27 protein-coding genes and 1 tRNA gene are annotated in these 26,093 nt (G+C 65.6%); all 28 read right to left on the bottom strand.

What is annotated here, in order from left to right; translation table 11 throughout:
- Nucleotides 1–5: 5 nt before the first annotated feature.
- Nucleotides 6–1,058 carry a tRNA preQ1(34) S-adenosylmethionine ribosyltransferase-isomerase QueA gene (gene queA, locus ABU113_RS03905; RefSeq protein WP_454558169.1) on the bottom strand — a complete coding sequence of 351 codons (1,053 nt, stop codon included), beginning with the start codon at nucleotides 1,056–1,058 and terminating at the stop codon, nucleotides 6–8.
- A 32-nt stretch (nucleotides 1,059–1,090) separates the two neighbouring features.
- Nucleotides 1,091–1,165, bottom strand: a tRNA-Glu gene (locus tag ABU113_RS03900).
- An 89-nt stretch (nucleotides 1,166–1,254) separates the two neighbouring features.
- Nucleotides 1,255–1,797 carry a phosphatase PAP2 family protein gene (locus tag ABU113_RS03895; protein ID WP_454558168.1) on the bottom strand — a complete coding sequence of 181 codons (543 nt, stop codon included), beginning with the start codon at nucleotides 1,795–1,797 and terminating at the stop codon, nucleotides 1,255–1,257.
- Nucleotides 1,797–2,495 (bottom strand): ABC transporter ATP-binding protein, encoded by a 699-nt coding sequence (locus ABU113_RS03890; protein ID WP_454558167.1) that lies wholly within the window; start codon nucleotides 2,493–2,495, stop codon nucleotides 1,797–1,799. The genes ABU113_RS03895 and ABU113_RS03890 overlap by 1 nt, the downstream gene beginning before the upstream one ends.
- The gene (locus tag ABU113_RS03885; RefSeq protein ID WP_454558166.1) at nucleotides 2,488–3,735 is read right to left on the bottom strand and encodes a lipoprotein-releasing ABC transporter permease subunit; all 1,248 of its coding nucleotides are present in this window, start codon (nucleotides 3,733–3,735) and stop codon (nucleotides 2,488–2,490) included. The genes ABU113_RS03890 and ABU113_RS03885 overlap by 8 nt, the downstream gene beginning before the upstream one ends.
- Nucleotides 3,736–3,775: 40 nt before the next feature.
- Complete coding sequence (gene proS, locus ABU113_RS03880) at nucleotides 3,776–5,095, bottom strand: proline--tRNA ligase (protein WP_454558165.1); 1,320 nt, start codon at nucleotides 5,093–5,095, stop codon at nucleotides 3,776–3,778.
- A 125-nt stretch (nucleotides 5,096–5,220) separates the two neighbouring features.
- Nucleotides 5,221–5,568 (bottom strand): hypothetical protein, encoded by a 348-nt coding sequence (locus ABU113_RS03875; protein WP_454558164.1) that lies wholly within the window; start codon nucleotides 5,566–5,568, stop codon nucleotides 5,221–5,223.
- Nucleotides 5,569–5,980: 412 nt separating this feature from the next.
- Complete coding sequence (locus ABU113_RS03870) at nucleotides 5,981–6,262, bottom strand: DUF1467 family protein (RefSeq protein ID WP_454558163.1); 282 nt, start codon at nucleotides 6,260–6,262, stop codon at nucleotides 5,981–5,983.
- A gap of 3 nt (nucleotides 6,263–6,265) precedes the next feature.
- Nucleotides 6,266–6,670: a methylmalonyl-CoA epimerase gene (gene mce / locus ABU113_RS03865; protein WP_454558162.1), complete on the bottom strand. Its 405-nt coding sequence runs from the start codon at nucleotides 6,668–6,670 to the stop codon at nucleotides 6,266–6,268.
- A gap of 16 nt (nucleotides 6,671–6,686) precedes the next feature.
- Complete coding sequence (locus ABU113_RS03860; RefSeq protein WP_454558161.1) at nucleotides 6,687–8,330, bottom strand: ribonuclease J; 1,644 nt, start codon at nucleotides 8,328–8,330, stop codon at nucleotides 6,687–6,689.
- Complete coding sequence (locus ABU113_RS03855) at nucleotides 8,327–9,109, bottom strand: type III pantothenate kinase (protein WP_454558160.1); 783 nt, start codon at nucleotides 9,107–9,109, stop codon at nucleotides 8,327–8,329. The genes ABU113_RS03860 and ABU113_RS03855 overlap by 4 nt, the downstream gene beginning before the upstream one ends.
- A gap of 5 nt (nucleotides 9,110–9,114) precedes the next feature.
- Nucleotides 9,115–9,843 carry a biotin--[acetyl-CoA-carboxylase] ligase gene (locus ABU113_RS03850; RefSeq protein ID WP_454558159.1) on the bottom strand — a complete coding sequence of 243 codons (729 nt, stop codon included), beginning with the start codon at nucleotides 9,841–9,843 and terminating at the stop codon, nucleotides 9,115–9,117.
- A gap of 82 nt (nucleotides 9,844–9,925) precedes the next feature.
- A complete protein-coding gene (gene nuoN, locus ABU113_RS03845; protein WP_454558158.1) occupies nucleotides 9,926–11,377 on the bottom strand; it encodes an NADH-quinone oxidoreductase subunit NuoN in 1,452 nt (483 codons plus the stop codon).
- Nucleotides 11,378–11,382: 5 nt separating this feature from the next.
- Nucleotides 11,383–13,011 carry an NADH-quinone oxidoreductase subunit M gene (locus ABU113_RS03840; RefSeq protein ID WP_454558157.1) on the bottom strand — a complete coding sequence of 543 codons (1,629 nt, stop codon included), beginning with the start codon at nucleotides 13,009–13,011 and terminating at the stop codon, nucleotides 11,383–11,385.
- 6 nt (nucleotides 13,012–13,017) lie between these two features.
- Nucleotides 13,018–15,069 (bottom strand): NADH-quinone oxidoreductase subunit L, encoded by a 2,052-nt coding sequence (gene nuoL, locus ABU113_RS03835; protein ID WP_454558156.1) that lies wholly within the window; start codon nucleotides 15,067–15,069, stop codon nucleotides 13,018–13,020.
- 5 nt (nucleotides 15,070–15,074) lie between these two features.
- The gene (gene nuoK / locus ABU113_RS03830) at nucleotides 15,075–15,383 is read right to left on the bottom strand and encodes an NADH-quinone oxidoreductase subunit NuoK (protein ID WP_454558155.1); all 309 of its coding nucleotides are present in this window, start codon (nucleotides 15,381–15,383) and stop codon (nucleotides 15,075–15,077) included.
- A gap of 11 nt (nucleotides 15,384–15,394) precedes the next feature.
- Entirely contained in the window at nucleotides 15,395–16,003 is a 609-nt protein-coding gene (locus ABU113_RS03825) for an NADH-quinone oxidoreductase subunit J (RefSeq protein ID WP_454558154.1), read from the bottom strand.
- Nucleotides 16,004–16,117: 114 nt separating this feature from the next.
- Nucleotides 16,118–16,603, bottom strand: a complete 486-nt coding sequence (gene nuoI / locus ABU113_RS03820) for an NADH-quinone oxidoreductase subunit NuoI (protein WP_454558153.1) — start codon at nucleotides 16,601–16,603, stop codon at nucleotides 16,118–16,120.
- Nucleotides 16,604–16,616: 13 nt separating this feature from the next.
- On the bottom strand, nucleotides 16,617–17,663 hold the full coding sequence (nuoH, locus tag ABU113_RS03815) for an NADH-quinone oxidoreductase subunit NuoH (protein ID WP_454558152.1): 1,047 nt from the start codon (nucleotides 17,661–17,663) through the stop codon (nucleotides 16,617–16,619).
- A complete protein-coding gene (gene nuoG / locus ABU113_RS03810) occupies nucleotides 17,656–19,710 on the bottom strand; it encodes an NADH-quinone oxidoreductase subunit NuoG (RefSeq protein WP_454558151.1) in 2,055 nt (684 codons plus the stop codon). The genes nuoH and nuoG overlap by 8 nt, the downstream gene beginning before the upstream one ends.
- A gap of 11 nt (nucleotides 19,711–19,721) precedes the next feature.
- Nucleotides 19,722–21,014 (bottom strand): NADH-quinone oxidoreductase subunit NuoF, encoded by a 1,293-nt coding sequence (nuoF, locus tag ABU113_RS03805; protein ID WP_454558150.1) that lies wholly within the window; start codon nucleotides 21,012–21,014, stop codon nucleotides 19,722–19,724.
- Nucleotides 21,015–21,026: 12 nt separating this feature from the next.
- A complete protein-coding gene (nuoE, locus tag ABU113_RS03800; RefSeq protein WP_454558149.1) occupies nucleotides 21,027–21,656 on the bottom strand; it encodes an NADH-quinone oxidoreductase subunit NuoE in 630 nt (209 codons plus the stop codon).
- Nucleotides 21,656–22,834, bottom strand: a complete 1,179-nt coding sequence (locus tag ABU113_RS03795; RefSeq protein ID WP_454558148.1) for an NADH-quinone oxidoreductase subunit D — start codon at nucleotides 22,832–22,834, stop codon at nucleotides 21,656–21,658. The genes nuoE and ABU113_RS03795 overlap by 1 nt, the downstream gene beginning before the upstream one ends.
- Before the next feature lie 14 nt (nucleotides 22,835–22,848).
- Complete coding sequence (locus ABU113_RS03790; protein ID WP_454558147.1) at nucleotides 22,849–23,487, bottom strand: NADH-quinone oxidoreductase subunit C; 639 nt, start codon at nucleotides 23,485–23,487, stop codon at nucleotides 22,849–22,851.
- Nucleotides 23,484–24,035, bottom strand: coding sequence for a NuoB/complex I 20 kDa subunit family protein (locus ABU113_RS03785; RefSeq protein WP_454558146.1), 552 nt, complete (start codon nucleotides 24,033–24,035; stop codon nucleotides 23,484–23,486). Before ABU113_RS03785 ends, ABU113_RS03790 begins: the two co-directional genes overlap by 4 nt.
- Nucleotides 24,026–24,403 (bottom strand): NADH-quinone oxidoreductase subunit A, encoded by a 378-nt coding sequence (locus tag ABU113_RS03780; RefSeq protein WP_454558145.1) that lies wholly within the window; start codon nucleotides 24,401–24,403, stop codon nucleotides 24,026–24,028. Before ABU113_RS03780 ends, ABU113_RS03785 begins: the two co-directional genes overlap by 10 nt.
- A 148-nt stretch (nucleotides 24,404–24,551) precedes the next feature.
- The gene (locus ABU113_RS03775; RefSeq protein ID WP_454558144.1) at nucleotides 24,552–25,370 is read right to left on the bottom strand and encodes an inositol monophosphatase family protein; all 819 of its coding nucleotides are present in this window, start codon (nucleotides 25,368–25,370) and stop codon (nucleotides 24,552–24,554) included.
- A gap of 147 nt (nucleotides 25,371–25,517) precedes the next feature.
- A complete protein-coding gene (gene efp / locus ABU113_RS03770) occupies nucleotides 25,518–26,081 on the bottom strand; it encodes an elongation factor P (protein WP_454558143.1) in 564 nt (187 codons plus the stop codon).
- Nucleotides 26,082–26,093 lie beyond the last annotated feature (12 nt).

Raw genomic sequence — 26,093 nt, 5'->3', positions numbered from 1 at the left:
GGGTTTCAGCCGGCGCGATGGAGCAGGCTGGCGTCACCGTAGCTGTAGAAGCGGTAGCCGGTCGCGATGGCGTGCGCGTAGGCCGCCCGCATGACGTCCAGCCCGGCGAACGCCGATACCAGCATGAACAGGGTCGAGCGCGGCAGGTGGAAGTTGGTCATCAGCATGTCGGCGACCCGGAAGCGGTACCCCGGCGTGATGAAAATCGCCGTCTCGCCGGTGAACGGCCGCACCTCGCCGTCGGGCGCCGCGGCGCTTTCCACCAGCCGCAGCGAGGTGGTGCCGACGCACAGCACCCGGCCGCCGCGCGCGTGGGCGGCATTGATCCGCGCCGCCACCGCCGGCGTCACCGTGCCCCACTCGGCGTGCATGACATGGGCGTCGGTATCCTCGGCCTTGACCGGCAGAAAGGTGCCGGCGCCAACATGCAGCGTCACATGCAGCCGCTCGACGCCCAGCGCGTCGATGTCGGCAAGCAGCCGGTCGGTGAAATGCAGCCCGGCGGTGGGCGCGGCCACCGAGCCCTCGGTGCGGCCATAGACGGTCTGGTAGTCGGCCTGGTCGCGATCATCGGCCGGCCGGCGGGCGGCGATATAGGGCGGCAGCGGCATGACGCCAGCCACCGCCAGCGCCGCCATCAGGTCGCCGCCGCCGGCAATCGCGAAACGCAGCAGCACCTGACCGTCGGGCAGCTTCTCCACCACCCGCGCTGACAGGTCGCCGGCGAAGCCGATCCGGTCATCCGTTTTCAACCGCTTGGAGTTCCTGATGAACGCCCACCAGCTGTCCGCCGTCACCCGCTTGTGCAGGGTGACGCCGACGCGCGCCTCGCCGCGCCGGCCGAACAGCTGGGCGGGAATCACGCGGGTGTCGTTGAACACCATGACGTCGCCGGCCCGCAGATGCTTCAGCAGATCCGGGATATGGCCGTCGCCGAGCTGCTGGTTCGCCGGCGCCGCCGGATCGACCACCAGCAGACGCGCCGAATCGCGCGGGTTCGCCGGCCGCAAGGCAATACGATCCTCGGGCAGATCGAAGTCGAAAAGGTCAACGCGCATGAGCTTGAATGTCCGCGCCGCTCAAGCGGCGGTGGCGACCCCTACGGGAATCGAACCCGTGTTACTACCGTGAAAGGGTAGTGTCCTAACCGCTAGACGAAGGGGTCACGGCCGGAAGTGCGGGCTTGATATACATCGCGCGCCGGCCGGTCAAGGCTTCAAACACGCCATCGCGGCAAACAATTGTCCCGGCCGGTCAGAACCTGACGTTCATGGCGACACCGCCGCCCTTGCCGTCCGACCATGGGAAGAGCCGCACCTGATCGTCATAGCGCGACGACAGCAGGAACGACGTCGCCGTGCCCAGCGCCGCGCCGGCGGCCACGTCGTACCAGTGATGGTGTTTGCTCTCCACCCGCGCCCAGCCGACCACGCCGGCCACGGCATAAGCCGGCAGGCCCCATTGCCAGCCGTAGCGCTGGTGCACGAAAGCGGCCGCGGAAAAGGAAATCGACGCGTGGCCGGACGGGAAGCTCTCGTCATTGGCGCCGTTGGGGCGCTCGGCCGAGATCGCATGCTTGAGCCCCCAGGTGGCGCCCGCCGTCACGCCCTCGCTCAGCGCCAGCTCGCCGACACCCTCCCAATCCTCGTTGGTGGCCGCCATCAGCAGCGCCGCCGCCACCAGACCGGCCCGCCCGACATCGGCCGTGGTCTTCCAGCCATCGTGTGGCCCTGCAACGGCCGGCATCGCGGTAGCGGCAACGGCAAGCAGCGTGACACTGGCGACAAGGCGCTTCATCAAGCCTTCTCCTCAAACGTGACGGGCTCCAGCACCCCGTTATGCAGCAACACCACCCGGTCCATGGCGCGGGCGAGATCTCGGTTGTGGGTGGCGACCAGCGCCGCCGCCCCGGTTTCCCGCACCAAGCGCAGGAACGCATCAAGGACGATGCGCGCGGTCGCCTCGTCGAGATTGCCGGTGGGTTCGTCCGCCAGCACCAGCACCGGCTGATTGGCGAGCGCGCGCGCCACCGCCACCCGCTGCTGCTCGCCCCCCGACAGCTGCGATGGCCGATGCTCAAGACGCGCCCCCAGCCCCAGTTCGGCCAGCAACTCGCCGGCCCGGCGCTCGGCCGCCCCCCGGGGCTTGCCGGCCACCAGCTGCGGCATCACCACGTTCTCCAGCGCCGTGAAGTCGGGCAGCAGGTGATGAAACTGGTAGACGAAACCCAGCTTCTCCCGCCGCACCCGGGTACGTTCGCCATTGGACAGCTTGGCACAGGCTTCGCCGGCGATGCCGATCTCACCCTCGAAGCCGCCTTCCAGCAGGCCGACCGCCTGCAACAACGTTGACTTGCCGGCGCCGGACACGCCGAGCAGCGCCACCACCTCGCCGGCGTTGACGGTCAGGTTGACGTCACGCAGCACATGGATGACCTGCCCGCCCTGTTCGAAGCGGCGGGAGAGATGACGCACCTCAAGCACGGGCCTACTCATAGCGCAGCACCTGCACCGGGTCGGTGTTGGCCGCCTTCCACGACGGATAGAGGGTGGCGATGATGGTCAGCACGAACGCCAGCCCCACCGTGATCGCCACCTCGACCGGATCGGTCCTGGAGGGCATTTCCGACAGGAAGCGGATTTCCGGGTTCCAGATGGCGATGCCGAACAGCCGGCTGACGCCCGAGACAATTTCCTGGCGGAAGGCGAGCAGCAGGAAGCCCAGTCCCAGCCCGGCAATGGTGCCGGCGGTGCCGATCAGCGTGCCGGCGAGAATGAACACCCGCATCACCGCCGCGCGCGTGGCCCCCATGGTGCGCAGGATGGCGATATCGCGGGTCTTGGCCCGCACCAGCATGATCAGGCTGGCCACGATATTGAAGGCGGCGACGACGATGATGATGGAGAGAATCCAGAACATCACCACCCGCTCGACCTCCAGCGCCTCGAACAGCGAGCGGTTGAGCGACCGCCAGTCGACAATGACGCCAGCGTCACCGACAACGGGCGGCAGCGCCTTCACCACCTCATCCACCCGATCAGGCCGCTGGAGCATGATCTCAAGCCCGCCAACATCGTCGCCCATGCGGAAATAGCCCTGGGCGGTCTGCATCGGCATCAGCACGAAGGCGTTGTCATAGTCGTAAATGCCGACCTCGAAGACGGCGACCACCCGGTAGGCGGCGATGCGCGGCGTCACCCCAAACGGCGTCACCTGCCCATCGGGCGAGATCAGCGACACGGTGTCACCAACCCGCGCCAGCAATTGCGCCGCCAGCTTGGAGCCAAGCGCGATCACCGGCTCGCCATCCTTGAACGCCGCCATCGAGCCCTCGACCACGTTCTGGCCGACGATGCTGGTGGGCGAGACATCCTCGGGAACAACGCCACGCACGATGACGCCGGCGGCGAGGTTGCGCTTGGTCGCCATCAGCTGCTGCTGGATCAGCGGCGTCACCCGCGCGACATTGGGCACGGCCTCGACCTTCCGGCGCAGCGCCTCCCAGTCCGACAGCCGGCCATCATAGCCCTGCACGAGCGCATGACCGTTGACGCCGAGGATGCGATCCAGCAGTTCGGCCCGGAAGCCGTTCATCACGCTCATCACCGAGATCAGCGCGGCGACACCGATGGCGATGCCGATCAGCGAGATCACCGAAACGATGAAGATGAAGCGCTCACCCTTGATCGGTCGCAGGTAACGGGCGGCGATCATCCGCTCATAGGCCGAGATCATGCGCCGCCCCTCCCCGTCGCTGGTCGTCCGGCCGGACCCGTCACGCCCGGCGCGCCGTCAGCTTGTTCATCAGCGCCTCGACGCTCATTTCTTCCTTGGCACCGGTCTTGCGGTCCTTGACCTCGACCACACCCTTGTCCAGCCCCTTGGGACCGATGGTGACGTGGGTCGGTACGCCGATCAGGTCCATGGTGGCGAACTTGGCGCCGCCACGCTCGTCGCGGTCATCGTACAGCGTGTCGATGCCGGCGAGGTTGAGGCGGGCGAACAGCTCGTCAGCGGCATCCGCGCACTTGGCGTCGTCGACCCGCAGGTTGATCAGGCCGACCTGGAACGGCGCCACCGCATCCGGCCAGATGATGCCGCTGGCGTCGTGGCTGGCCTCGATGATGCCGCCCACCAGACGCGACACGCCGATGCCGTAGGAGCCCATCTCGGGATACAGCACCTGGCCGTCCGGCCCCTGCACCGTGCAGCCCATGGCCTGGGTATATTTGGTGCCGAAATAGAAGATGTGGCCGACCTCGATGCCGCGGCGCTTGCGCAGCTGGTCCGCCGGCACCGGGCAATCGGTCACCTTCTCGTGCTCCTCCTGCTCCATGGCGTAGATCGACTGCAGCCGGTCGACCACCGCCGATCCCGGCGTCGCCGCCTCCAGCTCGGCCAGGCCGATCTGTTCCAGCGCGGCGTCGTAGAACACCTCGCTCTCACCGGTGTCGGCGAGAATATGGAACTCGTGGCTGAGGTTGCCGCCGATCGGTCCGGTGGGCGCCCGCACCGGCACCGCCACCATGCCCAGGCGGGCAAAGGTGCGCAGGTAGGCGACGAACATGGCGTCATAGCTCTTCTTGGCCGCCTCGGCATCAAGGTCGAAGCTGTAGGCGTCCTTCATCAGGAACTCGCGGCCGCGCATCACGCCGAAGCGCGGGCGGGTCTCGTCGCGGAACTTCCACTGGATATGGTACAGGTTCTTCGGCAGGTCGCGGTAACTGCGGACATTGTCGCGGAAGATCGCGGTGATCATTTCCTCGTTGGTCGGGCCATAGAGCATTTCGCGCTCATGGCGGTCGAGGAAGCGCAGCATCTCCGGCCCGTAGGCGTCATAACGGCCGGACTCCCGCCACAGGTCAGCCGACTGGATGGTCGGCATCAGCACCTCGATGGCGCCGGCGCGGTTCTGCTCCTCCCGCACGATGCGCTCGATGTTGCGCAGCACCTTCAGGCCCAGCGGCAGCCAGGCGTAGATGCCGGCGGCCTGCTGGCGGATCATGCCGGCGCGCAGCATCAGCTTGTGCGAGACGATCTGCGCCTCGGAGGGGTCTTCCTTGAGGACGGGGAGGAAATAACGAGAGAGGCGCATGGGAACCTGTTGCCGGTCAGACGATATGGGAGCGACGGTCTTACCCGGCGCACGCGGCCGGCGCAATCTCCGGCGCGTCAGCGCCCGCCGGCTCGATCCCGTGCCGGCGCGGCCTCGGGCAACCCTCAGCGGGGCTGGCGGATCGCCGGACGCTCGACGACAGGCCGCTTCGGCCGGCAGTCCGGCGCGATCACCAGCGGCTTGCCGCCATTGATCGCGGCGCCCTGGATGGTGGTGGTCTGGCCATCCGTGGTGACGGTGCCCAGCCGCGCCTCCCCCACCAGCGGCCGGCCGCCGGCGGTACGCCCCTTCAACAGATCAGCCACCAGCGGGATGTCGATTTTCGAGACGTCCACCGTCGTCTCGCCGTCGAGAGTCGCCGGCGCCACGCCGGCAGGCGCGGACGCGGCGACGTCGCCGGCCGGCCGATGAACCACATCGGCGCAATTCACCTCACCTGCGCGCGCGGGCATGGCGATCAACACCACGTATGCGAGAGTGATTTGTTGCAGTGAGGTCACAGCCGGGGACTTTCGTATCGAGTCAGTGCATGGCAGCCATGCTAGACCGATGACAATGAACGGAGCGTTGAGTAGCGTCACTCCTGCTTGGGACACGACAGGTGGCCAAGGTTCAGGGAACAAGCCGAAAAATCGGCACGCTATTCAAGACTCGTCACGACATGAAGGGGTTCGAACATTGTTCGGGCCCCTTCATGCTTTCAGCGCCGGCCACAGCGGCACCGCCGAAGCAAATGCACTTTACTGAAGCATGGCCGACCTGAACCGATACTGAACGTTCAGACTCAACCGGCACCGGCCACCGGCCCGGGGCGCGAAAGTACCGGGCGCGGAACCGGAAGCGCGGCGAGTAACGACGGCGGCGTCAGTCGGCCGGTTTCAACTCGCGAAACGGGCCGGCGACATCGTAAAGGCCAATCCACTGATAGTGATGATTGGCGAGAAACAGCAAAAAGAACACGGTGGCGATCATCGTCGTCCACAGTGCCTTCCTCAGCAGCAGAGGCCGCACCGGGGCACTGGTCGCCTGGCCATCCACCGCATCCTCACCCGCCTCGGCGGCGGTCTGCACGCCCCAGGGCAGAACGGCGAACAGCACCACGAACCAGATGATGAAATAGATGGCGATGCCCATGGCGACGGACATGGCTCAAGCCTGCTCCAGCTCGATCAGCGTGCCCAGGAATTCCTTGGGATGCAGAAACACCACCGGCTTGCCATGGGCGCCGATCTTCGGCTCGCCCGAGCCGGTGATGCGAAAGCCCTCCGCCTTCAGCTTGGCCACCGAGGCGTTGATGTCCGCGACCTCGTAGCACAGGTGGTGGATACCACCGGCCGGATTGTTCTTGAGAAAGTTGGCGATCGGCGAGCCCTCGCCCAGCGGATGCAGCAGCTCGATCTTGGTGTTGGGCAGCTCGACGAACACGGTGGTCACGCCGTGGTCCGGCAGGTCGACGGCCTCGCTGACCCGCGCGCCCAGTGTATCGCGGTAAACAGCAGCCCCCGCCGCCAGGTCCGGCACCACGATCGCCACATGATTCAAGACACCAATCATTGTCATCACCCTAAAATCAGACCGACAGAATATGAACTTCAGCAACAGGACGCTTGGCCGTGTAGTCGCGGGCCAGGCGGCGGATGGCAATGCGGATCTGTTCCGCCAGCCGCTCCTGGTCCTTCACACCCACCTTGTCGAGCGTCTGATGGACAACCCTGGCGCAATCCCGCCTGAATTTGTCCAGCTCGTTCTCGACCGGCACGCCATGAACGACAATGTGGGGTTCGTGCATCAGTTTTCCACCCCTGCCAAGTACCAGGGTGGCCGACAGATAGCCGTTGTGGGCCAGCCGGCGACGCTGCACCACCGTGGTGCCATCGGCGGGCACGATCACGTCGCCATCCAGCACCTGGCGGCCGACCGTCTCCTTGCCGATGATCGCCGGCTCACCGGGCGCCAGCCGCACCACGTCGCCATTGGTCTGGACGATCGCCTTCTCCACGCCACAGCGCCGGGCGAACGCCGCGTGCGCCGCCATGTGGCGCAGCTCGCCATGCACCGGCACCGCGTATTTCGGGCGAATCCAGCCGTACATCGCCTTGAGCTCCGGCTGGCCGGGGTGTCCCGAGACATGGACGTGGGCGTCCTTCTCGGTGATCACCGTCACCTCGCGGGCGGTGAGCTGGTTGATGACCTGACCGATCCCCAGTTCGTTGCCGGGAATGTTCTTTGACGACAGGATGGCGAGGTCGCCGCGCCCCAGCCTGATATGGCTGTGCTCGCCACGGGCGATGCGCGAGAGCGCCGCCTGCGGCTCGCCCTGGCAGCCCGTGGCCACGATCAGCACACTCTGCGGCGGCAGGCGCTCGGCGTCCTCCAGGTCGACCAGCGGCGGGAAGTCCTTGAGGTATCCGGTCTCCTTGGCCACCCGCACGATCCGCTCCAGCGACCGGCCGGCAATGCACAGGTGGCGCCCCGTTGCCACCGCGACCTTGCCCAGCGTATCCAGCCGGGCGGCGTTGGAGGCGAAGGTGGAAACGAGAATCCGCCCCTTGCGACCCTGCGCGAGTTTCAGCAGTGAATCCCGCACCCCGCCCTCGGAACCGGATTCCCGCCTGTTGAAGACATTGGTGGAATCACCCACCAGCGCCAGGATGCCGTCGTCACCGAACTTGGTCAGTTCCTCGGCGGTGGACGGCCGGCCGAGAATCGGCTCGTCGTCCAGCTTCCAGTCGCCGGTGTGGAAAATCCGGCCATACGGGGTGTCGATCACCACCGCGTTGCCCTCGGGGATCGAGTGCGCCAGCGCCACATAGGTGAAGCCGAACGGGCCAAGCTGGAACGTGCCACCCATGGGGATGACCTTGAGCTTGACCTCCTTCTCCAGCCCTTCCTCGATCAGCTTGTGACGGATCAGGCCGGCGGTGAACGGCGTCGCGTAGAGCGGCACCTTGAGTTCGGCCGCCAGATAGGGAATGGCGCCGATATGGTCCTCGTGCCCGTGAGTCAGCACGATGCCAAGCAGGTTTTTCGCGCGTTTTTCGATGAAATCGAGGTCCGGCAGCACCAGCTCGACGCCGGGCGTACCGGGGTCCGCGAAGGTCATGCCGAGATCGACCATCACCCATTTGCCCTGGCAGCCATAGAGATTGACGTTCATGCCAATCTCGCCCGACCCGCCAAGGGCCAGGAAAATCAGTTCATCGGCTGGGGTCACGCTGCTTCCTTGCGATTGCGCTCAAAAATCAGGGCCAGGCCCTTCACGGTCAGGTCGACGTCGACGATCTCGATGGCCCGGGTATGGCGCTCGAACAGCACGCCAAGGCCGCCCGTCGCGATCACCCGCATCGGCGTACCGCGTTCGGCACGGATGCGGGAGACCAGGCCCTCGATCAGGCCGACATAGCCCCAGAACACGCCGGACTGCATCGCCTCGACGGTCGAACGTCCGACGGCACGGCCTGTCGGCGGTGGCTCGACGGCGATCTTGGGCAGCTTGGCCGAGGCCATCACCAGCGCGTCCACCGACAGGTTGATGCCGGGCGCGATGACGCCGCCACGATAGACGCCGTCACCGGACACCACATCGAAAGTGGTGGCGGTGCCGAAATCGATGATGATCAGGTCACCGGAATATTCAGCGTGCGCCGCGACGGCGTTGACCAGACGATCGGCACCCACTTCCTGCGGGTTGGGCAGGTCGATGCCGATGCCCAGATCGAGATCCTTGGTGACGACAACCGCCTCCAGATCGAAATAGCGGCGGCACAGCAGGCGCAGGTTGAACAGCGTCGGCGGCACCACGGTGGCGATGATCGCGCCCTTGATGGCGTTACGGTCATAGCCATCGATCGCCATCAGCTGGTTCAGCCACACCATGTATTCATCGGCGGTGCGATGGCTCTGGGTCGAGATGCGCCAGCGATGGAGAATCGCGTTCCCCTCGATCACGGCGAACACGGTGTTGGTGTTTCCAACGTCAATGGCCAGCAGCATGAGGCTCAGATCCCGAAAATGTCGCCGGCATGAATGGGCTCAATCGCGCCCGAGTCAAGCCTGAGCAGCAGGGCGCCATCCTCCGCGACATCGAGAAACTGGCCCTCCAGCGTGCTGTCCGGCAACCGCACGGCGATGCGCTGTCCAAGCCCCGCCGCGCGCGCCAGCCAGGCGGTACGGATCGGCGCGAAGCCGCCCAGCCGCCAGCGTTCCCGCCAGACACCGAAGGCCTCGATCAGCTTTTCCAGGAAATCACGGGGCGTCGGCGGCGTCACCCCTGCGCCCGCCAGCGACATCGCCGGGCGCTCCAGACCCTCGGGATGATCAGCGAGGTTGACGCCGATGCCGACCACCAGCCAGCGATCGCCACCGTTGCCATGGCTGGCGGACTCCAGCAGCACGCCCGACAGCTTGGCGCCATCCAGCAGCACGTCATTGGGCCATTTCAGCGCCAGCCGGTCGCGCGCCACCCAGTGTGTGGTCGCCTCATGCAGGGCCAGCGCCACCAGGAAGGACAATTGGGACAAGGCGCCCTCGCCCGGCCACGGGCGGACGATAGCAGTGGTGAACAGGTTGCCGCCCTTGCTCTCCCACGCCCGGCCGCGCCGGCCGCGCCCGGCGGTCTGGCGATCTGCCAGCACCCAGGTGCCGTCGGCCGCGCCCTCGCGGGCCAGCCGCATGGCCTCGTCATTGGTCGAGCCCAGCTCGTCGTAATGGTGAATGGTCGCGCTCACGCAGCCTCCCGTGACGGGGCGGCGGCGCCCCCGCCCCACGCGTCCCTTGTCAGGGGTCGGGATGAAGAGGAACCGACGATCTTCAGCCGATCAGGGCCTTCGCCGCGACACCGGCCGCCGCCAGCAACGGCGCGATGTAGGCAAAACTCACCGGCGAGCAGAGAATGGCGGAAGCGCCCAGCACGGCGTTGGTGGTGACGTTGCCATACGGCTCGAACGCGCCCTTGGGCTCATCGAAATACATGATCTTGACCACCCGCAGGTAATAGTACGCCGACACCACGCTCGCCAGCACGCCGATGATCGACAGCGCGTAAAGCTGCGCCTCGATGGCCGCCATGAAGATGTAGAGCTTGCCGAAGAAGCCGGCCAGCATCGGGATGCCGGCCAGGCTGAACATCAACGTGGCGAAGCACAGCGCCAGCTTCGGCTGGGTCTGCGCCAGACCGGCCAGCTCGTCGATCGACTCCACCTGCTGACCATCGCGGCGCATCGCCAGCACGCACAGGAAGGAACCGATGGTCATGGCGACATAGATCGCCATGTAGACCAGCACGCCGCGCACGCCGGCTTCCGAGCCGGCGGCGAGACCGACCAGCGCATAGCCGACATGGCCGATCGACGAATAGGCCAGCAGGCGCTTGATGTTGGTCTGCACGATGGCGGCGACCGCACCCAGCGCCATCGACAGAATGGCGATGAAGATAATGACCTGGCGCCACTGGTCGATGGCGGCCGGAAAGGCCTCCAGCATGACCCGCAGGAACAGGCCCATCGCCGCGACCTTGGGCGCGGTGGCGAAGAAGGCGGTCACCGGAGTCGGCGAGCCTTCGTAAACGTCCGGCGTCCACATGTGGAACGGCACCGCCGACACCTTGAAGGCGAGACCGGCGAGAATGAACACCAGGCCGAACAGCGGCCCGACCGACAGACCCTCGCCGGCGGCCGCTGTCAGCACCTGCGACAGGCCTTCGAAATTGGTGGTGCCGGTGAAGCCGTAGACCAGCGACACACCATAGAGCAGCAGGCCCGACGACAGGGCGCCGAGCACGAAATACTTCAGGCCGGCCTCGGTCGACCGCTGGGAATCCCGCTGGTAGGCCGCCAGCACATACAGCGCCAGCGACTGCAGTTCGAGGCCGAGATAAAGCGACAGCAGGTCGTTGGCCGACAGCATCATCAGCATGCCGAGCGTCGCCAGCAGCAGCAGAATGGGGTACTCGAAGCGGCCGATGCCGGCGGCTTCGAGATAGGGCACGGCAACGACGGCCGCTGTCGCGGCGCCCACCAGCACCACCACCTTGAGGAAGACCGCAAAGCTGTCCACCACGAACAGGCCATTGAACGCGGTCACCCGCTCGGCACCACCACCGAGCACCATGACGATGGCAGCGGCGAACAGGGCGACGCTGGCCCAGGTCAGCGGCTTCAACGCCTTGTCGCCGTTGAACACGCCCAGCATCAGCAGGGCGAGTGCGCCGATGGCAAGCAGCAGTTCCGGCGCTGCGATAGAAAGACTGGCGGCGAGGTTCATGCGGGTTACTCCGTCGGCGCGGCCGGAACGGCGGCCGGTACAGTCTCGGCAGATGCCGGCGCGGTGGTGGCGGCCTCGGCAGGCGCGGGTTCAGCAGCGGTCACAGGCTCGGGAGCCGCAGTAGCCGTTGGCGTCGCCACGGCGGCGGGCGACGTGTTGACGGCCGTCTGGACCAGCAGCTTCTCCACCGGCGCATGCAACGGTTCGAGGAAAGACGCCGGGTAGACGCCCATCCAGAACACCACCGCCACCAGCGGCGCGAAGATGGCGACCTCGCGCGGGCTGAGATCGAGGATGCCCTTGAGGTTCTCCTTGGTCAGCGCGCCGAACACCACCCGGCGATACAGGTAGAGCATGTAGGCCGCGCCGAGGATAACGCCGGTGGCGGCTACCAGAGCCACCCAGCTATTGGCCTTGTAGGCGCCCACCAGCACCAGGAACTCGCCGACGAAGCCGGCAGTGCCCGGCAGGCCGACCGAGGCCATGGTGAAGATCATGAACACCAGCGCGTACTTCGGCATCCGCTCGACCAGACCCCCGTAAGCCGCGATATCGCGGGTGTGTTCGCGATCGTAGATCACGCCAACGCACAGGAACAGCGCGCCCGAGACCACGCCGTGCGAGAGCATCTGGAAGATCGCGCCCTCGACACCCTGGGTATTGAACGTGAACAGGCCGATGGTGACGAACGCCATGTGCGCGACGGACGAATAAGCGATCAGCTTCTTCATGTCCTCCTGCACCAGGGCGACCAGCGAGGTGTAGACCACCGCCACCATGGACAGGCCGTACATGATCCAGACCAGCTCATGACTGGCTTCCGGGAACATCGGCAGCGAGAAGCGCAGAAAGCCGTAGCCGCCCATCTTCAGCATCACGCCGGCCAGGATGACCGAACCGGCCGTCGGCGCCTCGACGTGCGCGTCCGGCAGCCAGGTGTGCACTGGCCACATCGGCATCTTGACCGCGAACGAGGCGAAGAAGGCCAGCCACAGCCAGGTCTGGATCGCCGGATCGAAGCCCGCTTCCATCAGCGCCGGAATCTCGGTCGTACCAGCTTGCGCCACCATGTAGAGCATGGCCAGCAGCATCAGCACCGAGCCCAGCAGGGTGTAGAGGAAGAACTTGAAGCTGGCGTAGATGCGCCGCTTGCCGCCCCACACACCGATGATCAGATACATCGGAATGAGGCCGCCTTCGAAGAAGATGTAGAACAGGAACAGGTCGAGGCTGGTGAACACGCCGATCATCAGCGTTTCCATCAGCAGGAAGGCAACCATGTATTCGGTCACCCGCTTCTCGATCGCCTCCCAGCTGGCGAGAATGCAGATCGGCATCAGGAACGCCGACAGCACCACCAGCAGCAGCGAAATGCCGTCGATGCCCAGATGATAGGTGAAGTAGGGTCCGAACAGGTTGACCTTCTCGACGAACTGGAAGTCCGCCGTCGAGGTGTCGAAGCCCAGCCACAGCTGCACCGACAGCGCGAATACCAGCACGGTGGCGATCAGCGCCGTCATGCGGGCATTGCGCGCCCGGGCGGCGGCATCGCCGCCAGGTGCGAGCAGGATCCACGCCGCGCCAAGCAGCGGCAGCAGCATCATGGTAGTCAGAATGGGAAATCCGGCCGACACGAGCGCTTACTCCGCGAACAGCTTGGGCAGGAACCAGGAGACCGCCGCCGCGACGCCGATCAGCATGGCAAAGGCATAGGTATAGAGGTACCCGGTCTGCAGCCGGCGGGACTGACGGGCAACCGCGCCCACCGCCGCTGACACGCCATCGGGACCAAACCCGTCGATGATCCGCCCGTCCCCGCCTTTCCAGAGCAGGCGGCCAAGCCACATCGACGGCTTGACGAACAGCAGGTCATACAGCTCGTCGAAGTACCACTTGTTGTACAGGAACTGGTACAGCCCCTTGAACGTACGGGTGAACATCGCCGGCACCTGGGTGTTGACGAGATAGCTGTTCACCGCCAGCAGGAAGCCGATCACCATCGCCACGGTCGGCGCCCACGGCACCCAGGCTGGCAGCACGCCCGGCTCGTGAATCTTGTGCAGGATGTTCTCGCCCGAGACGCTGAGCGCGCCCTTCCAGAACTCCTCGTAGTGGTGGCCGACGAAATATTCCTTGAACGCGAAGCCCGCCGCCAGCGCGCCCACCGCCAGCACGGCAAGCGGGATCAGCATCACGATCGGGCTTTCGTGCGGGTGATAGCCCGCCGTGCCGTCGTCGTGGCTGCCATGGCCGTGGGCGTGATGGTCGTCATGACCGTGCGCGGCCGTCCCGTGGTCGCCGTGACCGTGGCCATGCGCCGCGTGCTGGATGTGCTCCGAGCCCGACCAGCGCGGCTTGCCCTCGAAGGTGAGGAAGGCCAGTCGCCAGGAATAGAAACTGGTCATGGTGGCGGCGACAATGCCCATCCAGAAGGCGAACATGCCGGTCTGACCGCCCGCGCCGTAGGCCGCCTCCAGGATGGTATCCTTGGAGAAGTAGCCCGCGGTGTAGGGGAAGCCGGTCAGCGCCAGGGTGCCGATCAGCATCATCGCCCAGGTGAAGGGGATCGCCTTGCGCAGGTTGCCGTAGTAGCGCATGTCCTGCTCGTGGTGCATGGCGTGGATCACCGAGCCGGCACCCAGGAACAGCAGCGCCTTGAAGAAGGCGTGCGTGAACAGGTGGAACATCGCCGCGCCATAGGCGCCGACGCCCAGCGCGAAGAACATGAAGCCCAGCTGCGAGCATGTCGAGTAGGCGATCACCCGCTTGATGTCGTTCTGGGTGGTGCCCACCGTCGCCGCGAAGAAAGCGGTCAGCGCACCGACGACGGTGACGACGTGCAGGGCGAACGGCGCCAGCTCGAACAGCGGCGACAGCCGGGCGACCATGAACACGCCGGCGGTCACCATGGTGGCGGCGTGGATCAGCGCCGAGACCGGTGTCGGGCCCTCCATCGCGTCCGGCAGCCAGGTGTGCAGGCCGAGCTGGGCTGACTTGCCCATCGCGCCGATGAACAGCAGCAGGCAGATCGTGGTCATGATGTCGACCTGATAGCCCAGAAACTCGAAGGTCTTGCCGGCGGCATCGGGTGCGGCGGCGAAAATCTCGTTGAAGCCCACCGAGTTGAACACCAGGAAGCAGGCGAAGATGCCGAGGCTGAATCCGAAGTCGCCGACCCGGTTGACGACGAACGCCTTCATGGCGGCGGCGTTGGCCGACGGCTTCTGGTACCAGAAGCCGATCAGCAGATAGGACGCCAGACCGACGCCCTCCCAGCCGAAGAACATCTGCACCAGGTTGTCGGCGGTCACCAGCATCAGCATGGCGAAGGTGAACAGAGACAGATAGGCGAAGAAGCGCGGCTGGTGCGGATCCTCGCTCATGTAGCCCCAGGAATAGAGGTGCACCAGCGCGGAAACCGACGTCACCACCACCAGCATGACGGCGGTCAGCGTGTCGATACGCAGCGACCAGTCCAGCGTCAGGTCGCCCGAGCTGATCCAGTGCAGCACGGTGACAGTGGTCGCCCCGTCACCCAGGGCGACGTCGACGAAGGCCAGCCATGACAGCGCGCAGGAGATGAACACCGCGCCGGTGGTGACGATCTGCGAGGGTCGCAGACCGATGACGCGCCCGCCCAGGCCCGCGATGATCGAGGCCAGCAGCGGCAGGAATACAAGCGCCTGATACATCCCGCTCAGCCCTTCATGATGTTGATGTCCTCAACCGCGATGGAGCCGCGGTTGCGGAAGTAGACGACGAGAATGGCCAGACCGATCGCCGCCTCGCCGGCGGCCACCGTCAGCACGAACATGGCGAACACCTGGCCCACCATGTCGTGGAGATAGCTGGAGAAGGCCACCAGGTTGATGTTGACGGCGAGCAGGATCAGCTCGACCGACATCAGAATGATGATGACGTTCTTGCGGTTGACGAAGATGCCGATCACGCCGAGCACGAACAGCATCGCGGCGACGGTCAGGTAATGGCTCAGTCCGATGGTCATGCTTCGCCCCCTTACTCGACGCCCTGGCCCGGCTGGACCTTGACCAGTTCGATCGCGTCTTCCGGCTGCCGCGCGTTCTGGCGGACGACGTTCTGCTTGCGCACACCCGGTCGCTGACGATGGGTAAGCAGAATGGCACCGATCATGGCGACCAGCAGGATCAGGCCGGCGGCCTGGAACACATAGACGTAATCGGTATAGAGAATGCTGCCCAGCGCCTTGGTATTGGCGAGATCCGCCACCGCCGGCGCCCTGCGGGCGGCTTCCGCGCCGCCGGCGAACTTCCAGGCGCCGGCCAGCAGCACCAGTTCCACCAGCAGCAGGCCGGCGACCAGAAGGCCGATCGGCAGGTAGGAGGCAAAGCCCTTGCGCAGCTCCTCGAAGTTGATGTCGAGCATCATCACCACGAACAGGAACAGCACCGCCACCGCGCCGACGTAGACGATGACCAGGATCATCGCCAGGAACTCGGCACCCAGCAGCACGAACAGCCCCGCCGCGTTGAAGAAGGCCAGGATCAGCCAGAGCACCGAGTGAACCGGGTTCTTGGCAGTGATCACCATGGCCCCCGAAAAGACCACGATGCTCGCGAACAGATAAAAGGCCAGCGCGTGAACCACGAGCTTCAGGCCCCCCTTGTTAACCGTGGCCGTCAGCCGGCAACGGCGGTTTCACACGTGTTCGCGGGCCTTGAACGAAGGCGGCACGAACGGCTGCGCAATCCAGGCGCCCCCTTAACGGTAGGGGGCGTCCATGGCAATGTTCTGGGCGATCTCGCGCTCCCAACGGTCGCCGTTGGCCAGCAGTTTCGCCTTGTTGTACATCAGTTCCTCGCGCGTCTCGGTGGCGAACTCGAAGTTCGGTCCCTCGACGATGGCATCCACCGGGCAGGCTTCCTGGCAGAAGCCGCAATAGATGCACTTGGTCATGTCGATGTCATAGCGGGTGGTCCGCCGCGAGCCGTCCTCGCGCGGTTCCGCCTCGATGGTGATCGCCTGGGCCGGGCAGATCGCCTCGCACAGCTTGCAGGCGATGCAGCGTTCCTCGCCGTTGGCGTAGCGGCGCAGCGCGTGTTCGCCCCGGAAGCGCGGGGACAGCGGCCCCTTCTCGAACGGGTAGTTGATGGTCGCCTTCTCCTTGAACATGTAGGAGAAGGTCAGCGCCATGCCCTTGACGAACTCGGTCAGGAGCAGGGATTTGGCGGCTTGAGCGAGGGACATCAATACTCTCCCGTCACTTCGGCAGGCTGTTGGTGTAGACGAGCACGCCCGACACCACGATGACCCAGAACAGCGACAGCGGCAGGAACACCTTCCAGCCCAGCCGCATCAACTGGTCGTAGCGGTACCTCGGTACCGTCGCCTTCACCCAGGCGAACACGAAGAAGAAGAAGCAGATCTTGGCGAACAGCCAGATGAAGCCGGGCACGGCGTAGAGCGGCGCCCAGTCCACCGGTGGCAGCCAGCCACCGAAGAACAGGATCGACGTCATCGCGCACATCATGATGATGTTGGCGTATTCGCCGAGGAAGAACAGCGCGAAGGCCATGGACGAATATTCGACCTGATAGCCCGCCACCAGCTCCGCTTCCGCCTCCGGCAGATCGAACGGCGGCCGGTTGGTCTCGGCCAGCGCGGAGATGAAGAAGATCACCGCCATCGGCAGCAGCAGCGGATGCACGACATACATGTTGACGATGCCGAGCACGGCGCCCTGCTGCGCCTTGACGATGTCCGACAGGTTGAGCGAGCCGACCATCAGCAGCACGGTGACGATGACGAAGCCGATCGAGACCTCGTAGGACACCATCTGGGCCGCCGAGCGCAGACCGCCCAGGAACGGATACTTCGAGTTGGACGCCCAGCCCGACATGATGATGCCGTAGACGCCCAGCGACGAGATGGCGAACAGGTAGAGGATGCCGACGTTGATGTCGGCCAGCACCAGGCCGGCGTCGAACGGGATCACCGCCCAGCCGACCAGGGCCAGGGTGAAGGTGATCATCGGCGCGATCAGGAAGATGCCCTTGTTGGCGCTCGACGGGATGATGGTTTCCTTCAGGAACAGCTTGAGGCCGTCGGCGAAGGACTGCAGCAGACCGAACGGGCCGACCACGTTGGGACCGCGACGCAGCTGCATCGCCGCCCAGATCTTGCGGTCGGCGTAGACCGACATGGCGACCGCCAGCAGCAGCGGCAGCACGATCGCCAGGATGAGCAGCACGTGGGCGACGAGATAGCCGCCCCACTCACCGAGATAGGATTGGAACCACTCAACCATGGGTGCCGGTCGCCTGTTCTTGGGTCTCACGGATCGCCGTCACGCAGGCCGCCATGGTGGCGCTGGCCCGCGCGATCGGGTTGGTCTGATAGAAGTTCGCCACCGGCAGCGCAATCGGGCCGGAAGCGATGTCGCCGGTGGCGCCGAACTCGGCCCACGCCGCCGGCGTCAGCCCCTGGGCCGCCAGCACCGGGAAGGCCTCGCCGATGCGCGAACGCAGTTGCGCCAGCGTGTCATAGGGCAGCGTCACGCCCAGCACGTCGGAGAGCGCGCGGTAGATGGTCCAGTCCTCGCGGGCGTCACCCGGCGGGAAGGTCGCCCGCTGGCCCACCTGCACCCGGCCCTCGGTGTTGACCCAGGTACCCGACTTCTCGGTATAGGCCGCGCCCGGCAGGATGACGTCGGCGTGGCGCACGCCCGCGTCACCATGGGTGCCGATATAGACGGTGAAGGCCTGCTCAAGGAACGCGGTGTCGATCTCGTCGACGCCGGCCAGGAACACCGCCTTGATGGCGCCGCTGGCGACCTTGGCGCGAATGTCCTCGATGCCGCCGGCATGAGTGAAGCCGACGTCCAGCGCGCCGACGCGGGCAGCGGCGGTGTGCAGCACATTGAAGCCGTTCCACTCGGCGCTCACCGCGCCCACCTTCTCGGCCAGCGAGCGGGCGGTGCCCAGCACCGTCGCGCCATCGGCGCGCGCCAGCGCGCCCTGGCCGACGATGATCATCGGCTTCCTGGCACCCTTCAGCACCTCGGCGAACGGATGTGCGCCGGACACGATCGACTTCAGGATCGACAGATCGTCGCCCAGCTGTTCGACCTTGAACGCCTGGTCGGTCGCCGGGCCGATGTTGGCGACCCGCGCCTTGAACTTGCGCACCGCCTTGCGGATGCGGGTGGCGATGATCGCCGCCTCATGGCGCACGTCGGTGCCCACCAGCAGGATCACGTCCGCCTGCTCGATGCCGGCAATGGTCGAGTTGAACAGGTAGGAGGCGCGCACCGCCGGATCGAGCCTGGCGCCGTCCAGCAGCGCCTCGACCTGCGACGAACCCAGCCGGCCCATCAGATCCTTCAGGGCGACCAGCGCCTCGACCTCGACGAGATCGCCGGCCAGGGCCGCGATCCTGTCACCACCCAGCCCCGAAAGGCCCTGCTGGATGGCGGCAAAGGCCTCCGCCCAGCTCGCCTCGCGCAGCGTGCCGTCGACCCGCACCCACGGCCGGTCGAGCCGGCGCTTGCCCAGGCCGTCGACGACGAAGCGGGTCTTGTCGGAAATCCACTCCTCGTTCACGTCCTCGTTGAGGCGCGGCATGACGCGCAGCACTTCGTTGCCGCGGCTGTCGACCCGGATGCTGGAGCCCACCGCGTCCATGACGTCGATGGTCTCGGTCTTCTTCAGCTCCCACGGGCGGGCGTTGAAGGCATAGGGCTTGGAGGTGAGCGCGCCGACCGGGCAGAGGTCGATGACGTTGGCGCTCATCTCGGAGGTCACCGCGCGTTCCAGATACGAGGTGATCTGCATGTTCTCGCCACGGAAGATGGCGCCGATTTCCTCGACACCGGCCACTTCCTCGGCGAAGCGGACGCAGCGGGTGCAATGGATGCAGCGCGTCATCGTCGTCTTGATGAGCGGCCCCATGTATTTCTCGGTCACCGCCCGCTTGTTTTCCTCGAAGCGGCTGGTGCCCTTGCCGTAGGCCATCGCCTCGTCCTGCAGGTCGCACTCGCCACCCTGGTCGCAGATCGGGCAGTCCAGCGGGTGGTTGATGAGCAGGAACTCCATCACCCCTTCCCGAGCCTTCTTGACCACCGGCGTGTTGGTGAACACTTCCTGGTTGTCGGCGGCCGGCAGCGCGCAGCTGGCCTGCGGCTTCGGCGGTCCGGGCTTCACCTCGACCAGGCACATGCGGCAGTTGCCGGCGATCGACAGCCGCTCATGGTAGCAGAAACGCGGAATCTCGACGCCCGCCGCCTCGCAGGCCTGCAGCACGGTGGCGCCTGCGGGAACCTCGACCTCGATGCCGTCGACTTTGAGTTTGGGCATGGATGACTCCGTTACTCGGCGGCAATGCGCTTGGCGGCCTTGGCGGACGCGATGCGCTCTTCAAGGACGGGGCGGAAGTTGCGGATCAGGCCCTGGATCGGCCACGCCGCCGCGTCGCCCAGCGCGCAGATGGTGTGACCTTCGACCTGGGTGGTGACCTGCTGCAGCATGTCGATGTCTTCGAGCTCGGCGTCACCCTTCACCATGCGCTCCATCATCCGCCACATCCAGCCGGTGCCCTCGCGGCACGGCGTGCACTGGCCGCAGCTCTCGTGCTTGTAGAAGTAGGACAGCCGGGCGATCGCCTTCACGATGTCGGTGGACTTGTCCATCACGATCACCGCCGCCGTGCCGAGGCCGGAGCGCAGCTCGCGCAGGCCGTCGAAATCCATCGGCGCGTCGATGATCTGCTCGGCGCGCAGCGCCGGCACCGACGACCCGCCGGGGATCACCGCCAGCAGATTATCCCAGCCGCCGCGGATGCCGCCGCAATGCTTCTCGATCAGCTCGCGGAAGCTGATCGACATGCTCTCCTCCACCGTGCACGGCTTGTTCACGTGGCCGGAGATGCAGAACAGCTTGGTGCCGGCGTTGTTGGGCCGGCCGAACGACGAGAACCACGAAGCGCCGCGCCGCAGGATGGTCGGCGTCACCGCGATGGATTCCACGTTGTTGACGGTGGTCGGGCAGCCATAGAGGCCGGCACCGGCCGGGAACGGGGGCTTGAGGCGTGGCTGGCCTTTCTTACCCTCTAAGCTTTCTATCAGCGCCGTTTCCTCGCCGCAAATATAAGCCCCCGCACCACGGTGGACGTACACGTCGAAATCGTAACCCGAGCCGCAGGCGTTCTTGCCAAGGAAGCCCTTGGCATAGGCCTGCGCGACAGCGGCATTGAGCCGCTCCGCCTCGCGCACGAATTCGCCGCGAATGTAAATATAGGCTGCCTTCGCCCGCATGGCGAAACCGGCGATCAGCGCGCCTTCCACCAGCTTCTGCGGGTCGTGACGAATGATTTCCCGGTCCTTGCAGGTGCCGGGCTCGGACTCGTCGGCATTGATGACGAGGTAGCTCGGCCGGCCGTCCTTGCTTTCCTTGGGCATGAAGCTCCACTTCATGCCGGTCGGGAAGCCGGCGCCGCCGCGCCCGCGCAGGCCGGAGTCCTTGATTTCCTGGATGATGGCGTCCGGGCCACGGGCCAGCAGCTCCCTGGTGCCGTCCCAGTCGCCGCGCTTCATCGCGGAATCGATATCCCAACCCTGATAACCGTAAAGGTTGGTGAAGATGCGGTCCTTGTCTTCCAGCATACGCCCGGTCCCTTACTTCACCATGTCCGTCAACGTCGTCGGCCCGCCCTGCGGCGCCGCGAACTGACGGTCGACCTGCGGCCCCGGCTTCGGCTGCTCGCCCTTCTTCAGGGCCTCCAGCACCGCCTTGGTGGTGTCGTAGGTCAGGTCTTCGTAGAAATCGTCGTTGATCTGCACCATCGGCGCGTTAACGCAGGCCCCCAGGCACTCGACCTCGGTGAGCGTGAACAGCCCGTCCTCGGTGGTCTTGCCCTTCTCCAGACCCATGTCCTTGCAGGCGCGCATCACCTCGTCGGCACCCTTGAGCCAGCACGGCGTGGTGCCGCACAGCTGCACATGGTGCACGCCGACCGGGTTGAGGTTGTACATGGTGTAGAAGGAGGCGACTTCGTACAGCCGGATGTAGGGCATGCCGAGATAGTCGGCGACATATTCGATCACCGGCACCGGCAGCCAGGCATGGCCGCCGTTCTGGTCGCCGAACTGCCGCTGGGCGAGATCGAGCAGCGGCATGGCCGCCGACTGCTGACGACCTTCCGGGTATTTGGCGACAATCGCCTTGGCCAGCTCGGCGTTCTCCGCCGTCCACTGGAAGCCGCGGCCGATGCTGGGATCGACCTTCTGGGGCGCGTGATCAGCCATTAGCGGTCCACCTCACCGAACACGATATCAAGCGAGCCAAGCACGGCCGGCGCGTCCGCCAGCATGTGGCCCTTGCACAGGAAGTCCATGGCGCCCAGATGCGCGAAGCCGGCCGCGCGGATCTTGCAGCGGTACGGCCGGTTGGTGCCGTCCGACACCAGATAGACGCCGAACTCGCCCTTGGGCGCTTCCACCGCCGCATAGGCCTCGCCCGCCGGCACCTTGTAGCCCTCGGTATAGAGCTTGAAGTGGTGGATGAGCGCCTCCATCGAGCGCTTCATCTCACCGCGCTTGGGCGGCACCACCTTGCGGTCGGTCGACGACACCGGGCCTTCCGGCATTTCCTTCAGGCACTGGCGGATGATCTTCAGCGACTGGCGCATTTCCTCGAACCGCAGCACGTAGCGGTCGTAGCAGTCGCCGTTCTTGCCGATGACGACGTCGAAATCCATCCGGTCATAGACGTCGTAGGGCTGGTTCTTGCGCAGGTCCCAGGCGATGCCCGAGCCACGGATCATCGGGCCGGAGAAGCCCCAGGCCATGGCGTCTTCCGCCGACACCACGCCGATATCGACGTTGCGCTGCTTGAAGATGCGGTTGCCCAGCAGCAGCGTCGCCAGATCGTCGACGACCTTGGGGAAGCTTTCGGTCCAGGCCCAGATGTCCTCGGCCAGTCCCGCCGGCATGTCCTGGTGGACGCCGCCCGGGCGCACATAGGCCGCGTGCATGCGGGCGCCGCAGACGCGCTCATAGAACACCATCAGCTTCTCGCGCTCTTCAAAACCCCACAGGATGGGGGTGAGCGCGCCGACGTCCATGGCGTGGGTGCAGACGTTCATCAGGTGGTTGAGGATGCGGGTGATCTCGGACCACATCACGCGCAGATACTGGCCGCGTTCCGGCACCTCCAGCCCCAGCAGCCGCTCCACCGCCAGCGCGTAGGCGTGCTCCTGGCACATCGGTGACACGTAATCGAGGCGGTCGAAATAGGGCACCGCCTGCAGGTAGGTCTTGTATTCGATCAGCTTTTCGGTGCCGCGGTGCAGCAGGCCGATGTGCGGATCGACGCGCTCGATGATCTCGCCATCGAGTTCCATCACCATGCGCAGCACGCCGTGGGCCGCCGGGTGCTGGGGACCGAAGTTGATCGAGTAGTTCTGAATGTCGATGTCGGCCATCTCAGCCCTGCTCCTCAGCCCTGCTTCTCGCCGGCTTTCTCGTCGCCGGGCAGGATGTACTTGGCGCCTTCCCACGGGCTCAGGAAGTCGAACTGGCGGAAGTCCTGGGTGAGCTTGACCGGCTCATAGACCACGCGCTTGTGCTCTTCCGAGTAACGCAGTTCGACATAGCCGGTGAGCGGGAAGTCCTTGCGCAGCGGATGCCCCTGGAAGCCGTAGTCGGTGAGGATGCGGCGCAGGTCCGGGTGACCTTCGAACAGCACGCCGTACATGTCCCAGCACTCGCGCTCCGGCCAGATGGCGGCGGGGTAGACCCCGGTGACGCTGGGCACCGCACCGTCCTCGTCTGTCGACAGCTTCACCCGCAGGCGCAGGTTATGCTTGTAGGACAGCAGGTGATAGACCACGTCGAAACGCTCGGCGCGCTCAGGGTAGTCAACGCCGCACAGTTCGATCAACGTCTTGAACAGGAAGGCCGGATCGTCGCGCAGCGTGGTCAGGGTGGCGACAATGCTGTCGCGCGCCACCGTCAGCGTCAGCTCGCCGGCGTGGATGGTGGTCGCCAGCAGCGCCCCGCCCAGCTTCTCGGCGGCGGTGGCGGCCAGGGCTTCCAGCCGCTCGACCGGCGGCGACCACAGGGTGTTGGCGCTCATCGGGCAATCGTCCCTTCGCGGCGGATCTTCTTCTGCAGCAGCAGCACGCCATAGAGCAGCGCTTCCGCCGTCGGCGGGCAGCCCGGCACGTAGATGTCGACCGGCACGATGCGGTCGCAGCCGCGCACCACCGAGTAGCTGTAGTGGTAATAGCCGCCGCCATTGGCGCAGCTGCCCATGGAGATGACGTAGCGCGGCTCCGACATCTGGTCGTAGACCTTGCGCATGGCCGGCGCCATCTTGTTGGTCAGCGTGCCGGCGACGATCATCACGTCCGACTGGCGCGGGCTGGCACGCGGCGCGACGCCGAAGCGCTCCAGGTCGTAGCGCGGCATGTTGGTGTGCATCATCTCGACCGCGCAGCAGGCCAGACCGAAGGTCATCCACCACAGCGAGCCGGTGCGCGCCCAGTGGATCAGGTCTTCCGCCTTGGTGACAAGGAAGCCCTTGTCAGCCAGTTCGGCATTGAGATCGTTGAAGAACTGGTCGTTGCCGCGCGACAGCGGCACGGCGCCGGCCTCACCGGTGACGGGCTGGATCACTCCCATTCGAGCGCCCCCTTCTTCCATTCATAGATGAAGCCGACGGTCAAGACGCCCAGGAACACCACCATCGACCAGAAGCCGAACACGCCGATCGACCCCAGGCTGACCGCCCAGGGGAACAGGAACGCCACTTCAAGGTCGAAGATGATGAACAGGATCGAGACCAGGTAGAAGCGGACGTCGAACTTGCGCCGGGCGTCCTCGAACGCCTCGAACCCGCACTCATACGCCGACAACTTCTCGGGGTCCGGCTTCTGGATGCCCCCGAGCGTGCCGATAACCAGCGGCAGGGCAACGAAGATGCCGGAGAAAACGATCGCGATTCCGAGAAAGATCAGAATCGGCAAATACTCTTGCGCGACCTCTGGCATGAGACCTCTTCACCTTCCGTAACGGCGCCCCGTTTAGCACCCGTGGGGATCGGCGCAAGGGGCTCTGGCCAAAAGTCGATTCCGCGGACGCGAAATTTGCGATTTCAACGGTTTGTTGCGATCAGTTCGCAATTAAAGCCGTTCCATACTAGCCGATGACCGGGGGTTTCTTCAACGACTGGGCCACCAGCTTGTGCAGCCGCGACTGGATGTGGCTGTTGCCAGCCACCACGTCGCCCGAGGCCAGCATCTTGTCGCCACCCTTGAAGTCGCTCACGAAGCCACCCGCCTCGCGCACCAGCAGGATGCCGGCGGCGATGTCCCACGGCTGCAGGCCCGCTTCCCAGAAGCCGTCGAAGCGGCCGGCGGCCACGTAAGCCAGGTCGAGCGCGGCGGCGCCGAAACGGCGCACGCCGGCCACCTGCGGCATTACCGCCGCCAGGATGGCCGAGAAACTGTCATGGTTACCATGACCATGGAAGGGAATGCCGGTGGCGATCACCGACTGGGCAAGGTCGGTACGGCCCGAGACCCGCAGCCGCCGTTCGCCCAGCCAGGCGCCCTTGTTCTTTTCCGCCCAGAAGGTTTCGTCGGTCAGCGGCTGGTAGACCATGCCGGCGACGATCTCGCCGTGATCCTCCAGCGCCACCGAAATCGCATAGTGGGGGATGCCATGCAGGAAGTTGGTGGTGCCGTCCAGCGGATCGACGATCCAGCGCGGCATGTCCGGGCTCGATCCGGCCTGCTCGCCCTCTTCCTCCATCAGGAAGCCGAAGTCCGGGCGGGCGCGCGACAGTTCCTCGAACAGCACCCGCTCGGCCTTGCGGTCGGCGTTGGAGACGAAGTCCGCCGGCCCCTTCTTGCTCACCTGCAGCTGCTCGACCTCGCCGAAGTCCCGGCGCAGGCTGGAACCCGCCTTGCGGACAGCGCGATCCATGACGGTGATGAGGGCGGAACGAATGGGCATGGGGGCTCCAGCGAGTTCAATTCTATAACGGATCAGTCCGTTCGTCCCGAGCCCAGTCGAGGGATGAACGGTCGCTGTGCCATCGGGACTCGTCCCTCGACTGGGCTCGGGACGAACGGGATCAGGATTGACGCAACGTCGCGGCCGTCAGTCGGCGCGACGGACGTATTCGCGTTCGTAAACGTTGACCACCACCTTCTCGCCGGTCTCGATGAACGGTGGCACCATGACACGCGCGCCGTTCTCCAGCTTGGCCGGCTTGTAGGAGGAGGCCGCGGTCTGACCCTTGACCACCGGATCGGCCTCGGCGACCGTCAGCGTCACCTGCTCCGGCAGCTTGATCGACACCGCGCGCTCCTCGATGGATTCGATCACCACCGGCATGCCATCGGCCAGAAAGTCGATCTCCTCGCCGAGGATTTCCGCCGGCAGGGTGATCTGCTCGAAGGTCTCGGTATCCATGAAGGTCAGCTGCTCGCCATCGCGGAACAGGAACTGGTAGTCCTTGGGGTCGAGGCGCACCCGCTCCACCGTCTCCGACGAACGGAAGCGGTTGTTGCTCTTGCGGCCATCATAGACGTTCTTCAGCTCCACCTGCATGTAGGCGCCGCCCTTGCCGGGCTGGGTGTGCTGAATCTTCACCGCCCGCCAGTGCGAGCCTTCGAACTCGATGATGTTGCCGGGGCGGATGTCGACGCCGCTGATCTTCATGGGATTGCTCTC

The organism is Parapedomonas caeni (assembly GCF_041060555.1).
GTDB lineage: Bacteria > Pseudomonadota > Alphaproteobacteria > Sphingomonadales > Sphingomonadaceae > CAUJIW01.
The sequence above is the reverse complement of the archived record's forward strand: the minus strand, read 5'-3'. Positions and strand labels throughout refer to the sequence as shown.

Coding starts and splice junctions, on each gene's coding strand:
- ABU113_RS03785 (WP_454558146.1), bottom strand. CDS start 24,035: ATGGGAGTGATCCAGCCCGTCACCGGTGAGGCCGGCGCCGTGCCGCTG.
- ABU113_RS03895 (WP_454558168.1), bottom strand. CDS start 1,797: ATGAAGCGCCTTGTCGCCAGTGTCACGCTGCTTGCCGTTGCCGCTACC.
- nuoL (WP_454558156.1), bottom strand. CDS start 15,069: ATGTATCAGGCGCTTGTATTCCTGCCGCTGCTGGCCTCGATCATCGCG.
- ABU113_RS03780 (WP_454558145.1), bottom strand. CDS start 24,403: ATGCCAGAGGTCGCGCAAGAGTATTTGCCGATTCTGATCTTTCTCGGA.
- ABU113_RS03890 (WP_454558167.1), bottom strand. CDS start 2,495: ATGAGTAGGCCCGTGCTTGAGGTGCGTCATCTCTCCCGCCGCTTCGAA.
- nuoF (WP_454558150.1), bottom strand. CDS start 21,014: ATGCTGGAAGACAAGGACCGCATCTTCACCAACCTTTACGGTTATCAG.
- nuoH (WP_454558152.1), bottom strand. CDS start 17,663: ATGGTTGAGTGGTTCCAATCCTATCTCGGTGAGTGGGGCGGCTATCTC.
- nuoN (WP_454558158.1), bottom strand. CDS start 11,377: ATGAACCTCGCCGCCAGTCTTTCTATCGCAGCGCCGGAACTGCTGCTT.
- ABU113_RS03855 (WP_454558160.1), bottom strand. CDS start 9,109: ATGCTGCTGGCCATTGACGTTGGAAACACCAACACCGTGTTCGCCGTG.
- efp (WP_454558143.1), bottom strand. CDS start 26,081: ATGAAGATCAGCGGCGTCGACATCCGCCCCGGCAACATCATCGAGTTC.
- nuoI (WP_454558153.1), bottom strand. CDS start 16,603: ATGTCCCTCGCTCAAGCCGCCAAATCCCTGCTCCTGACCGAGTTCGTC.
- ABU113_RS03870 (WP_454558163.1), bottom strand. CDS start 6,262: ATGTCCGTCGCCATGGGCATCGCCATCTATTTCATCATCTGGTTCGTG.
- queA (WP_454558169.1), bottom strand. CDS start 1,058: ATGCGCGTTGACCTTTTCGACTTCGATCTGCCCGAGGATCGTATTGCC.
- ABU113_RS03775 (WP_454558144.1), bottom strand. CDS start 25,370: ATGCCCATTCGTTCCGCCCTCATCACCGTCATGGATCGCGCTGTCCGC.
- nuoK (WP_454558155.1), bottom strand. CDS start 15,383: ATGACCATCGGACTGAGCCATTACCTGACCGTCGCCGCGATGCTGTTC.
- proS (WP_454558165.1), bottom strand. CDS start 5,095: ATGCGCCTCTCTCGTTATTTCCTCCCCGTCCTCAAGGAAGACCCCTCC.
- ABU113_RS03875 (WP_454558164.1), bottom strand. CDS start 5,568: ATGCCCGCGCGCGCAGGTGAGGTGAATTGCGCCGATGTGGTTCATCGG.
- ABU113_RS03885 (WP_454558166.1), bottom strand. CDS start 3,735: ATGATCTCGGCCTATGAGCGGATGATCGCCGCCCGTTACCTGCGACCG.
- ABU113_RS03795 (WP_454558148.1), bottom strand. CDS start 22,834: ATGGCCGACATCGACATTCAGAACTACTCGATCAACTTCGGTCCCCAG.
- nuoE (WP_454558149.1), bottom strand. CDS start 21,656: ATGGCTGATCACGCGCCCCAGAAGGTCGATCCCAGCATCGGCCGCGGC.
- mce (WP_454558162.1), bottom strand. CDS start 6,670: ATGATTGGTGTCTTGAATCATGTGGCGATCGTGGTGCCGGACCTGGCG.
- ABU113_RS03790 (WP_454558147.1), bottom strand. CDS start 23,487: ATGAGCGCCAACACCCTGTGGTCGCCGCCGGTCGAGCGGCTGGAAGCC.
- nuoG (WP_454558151.1), bottom strand. CDS start 19,710: ATGCCCAAACTCAAAGTCGACGGCATCGAGGTCGAGGTTCCCGCAGGC.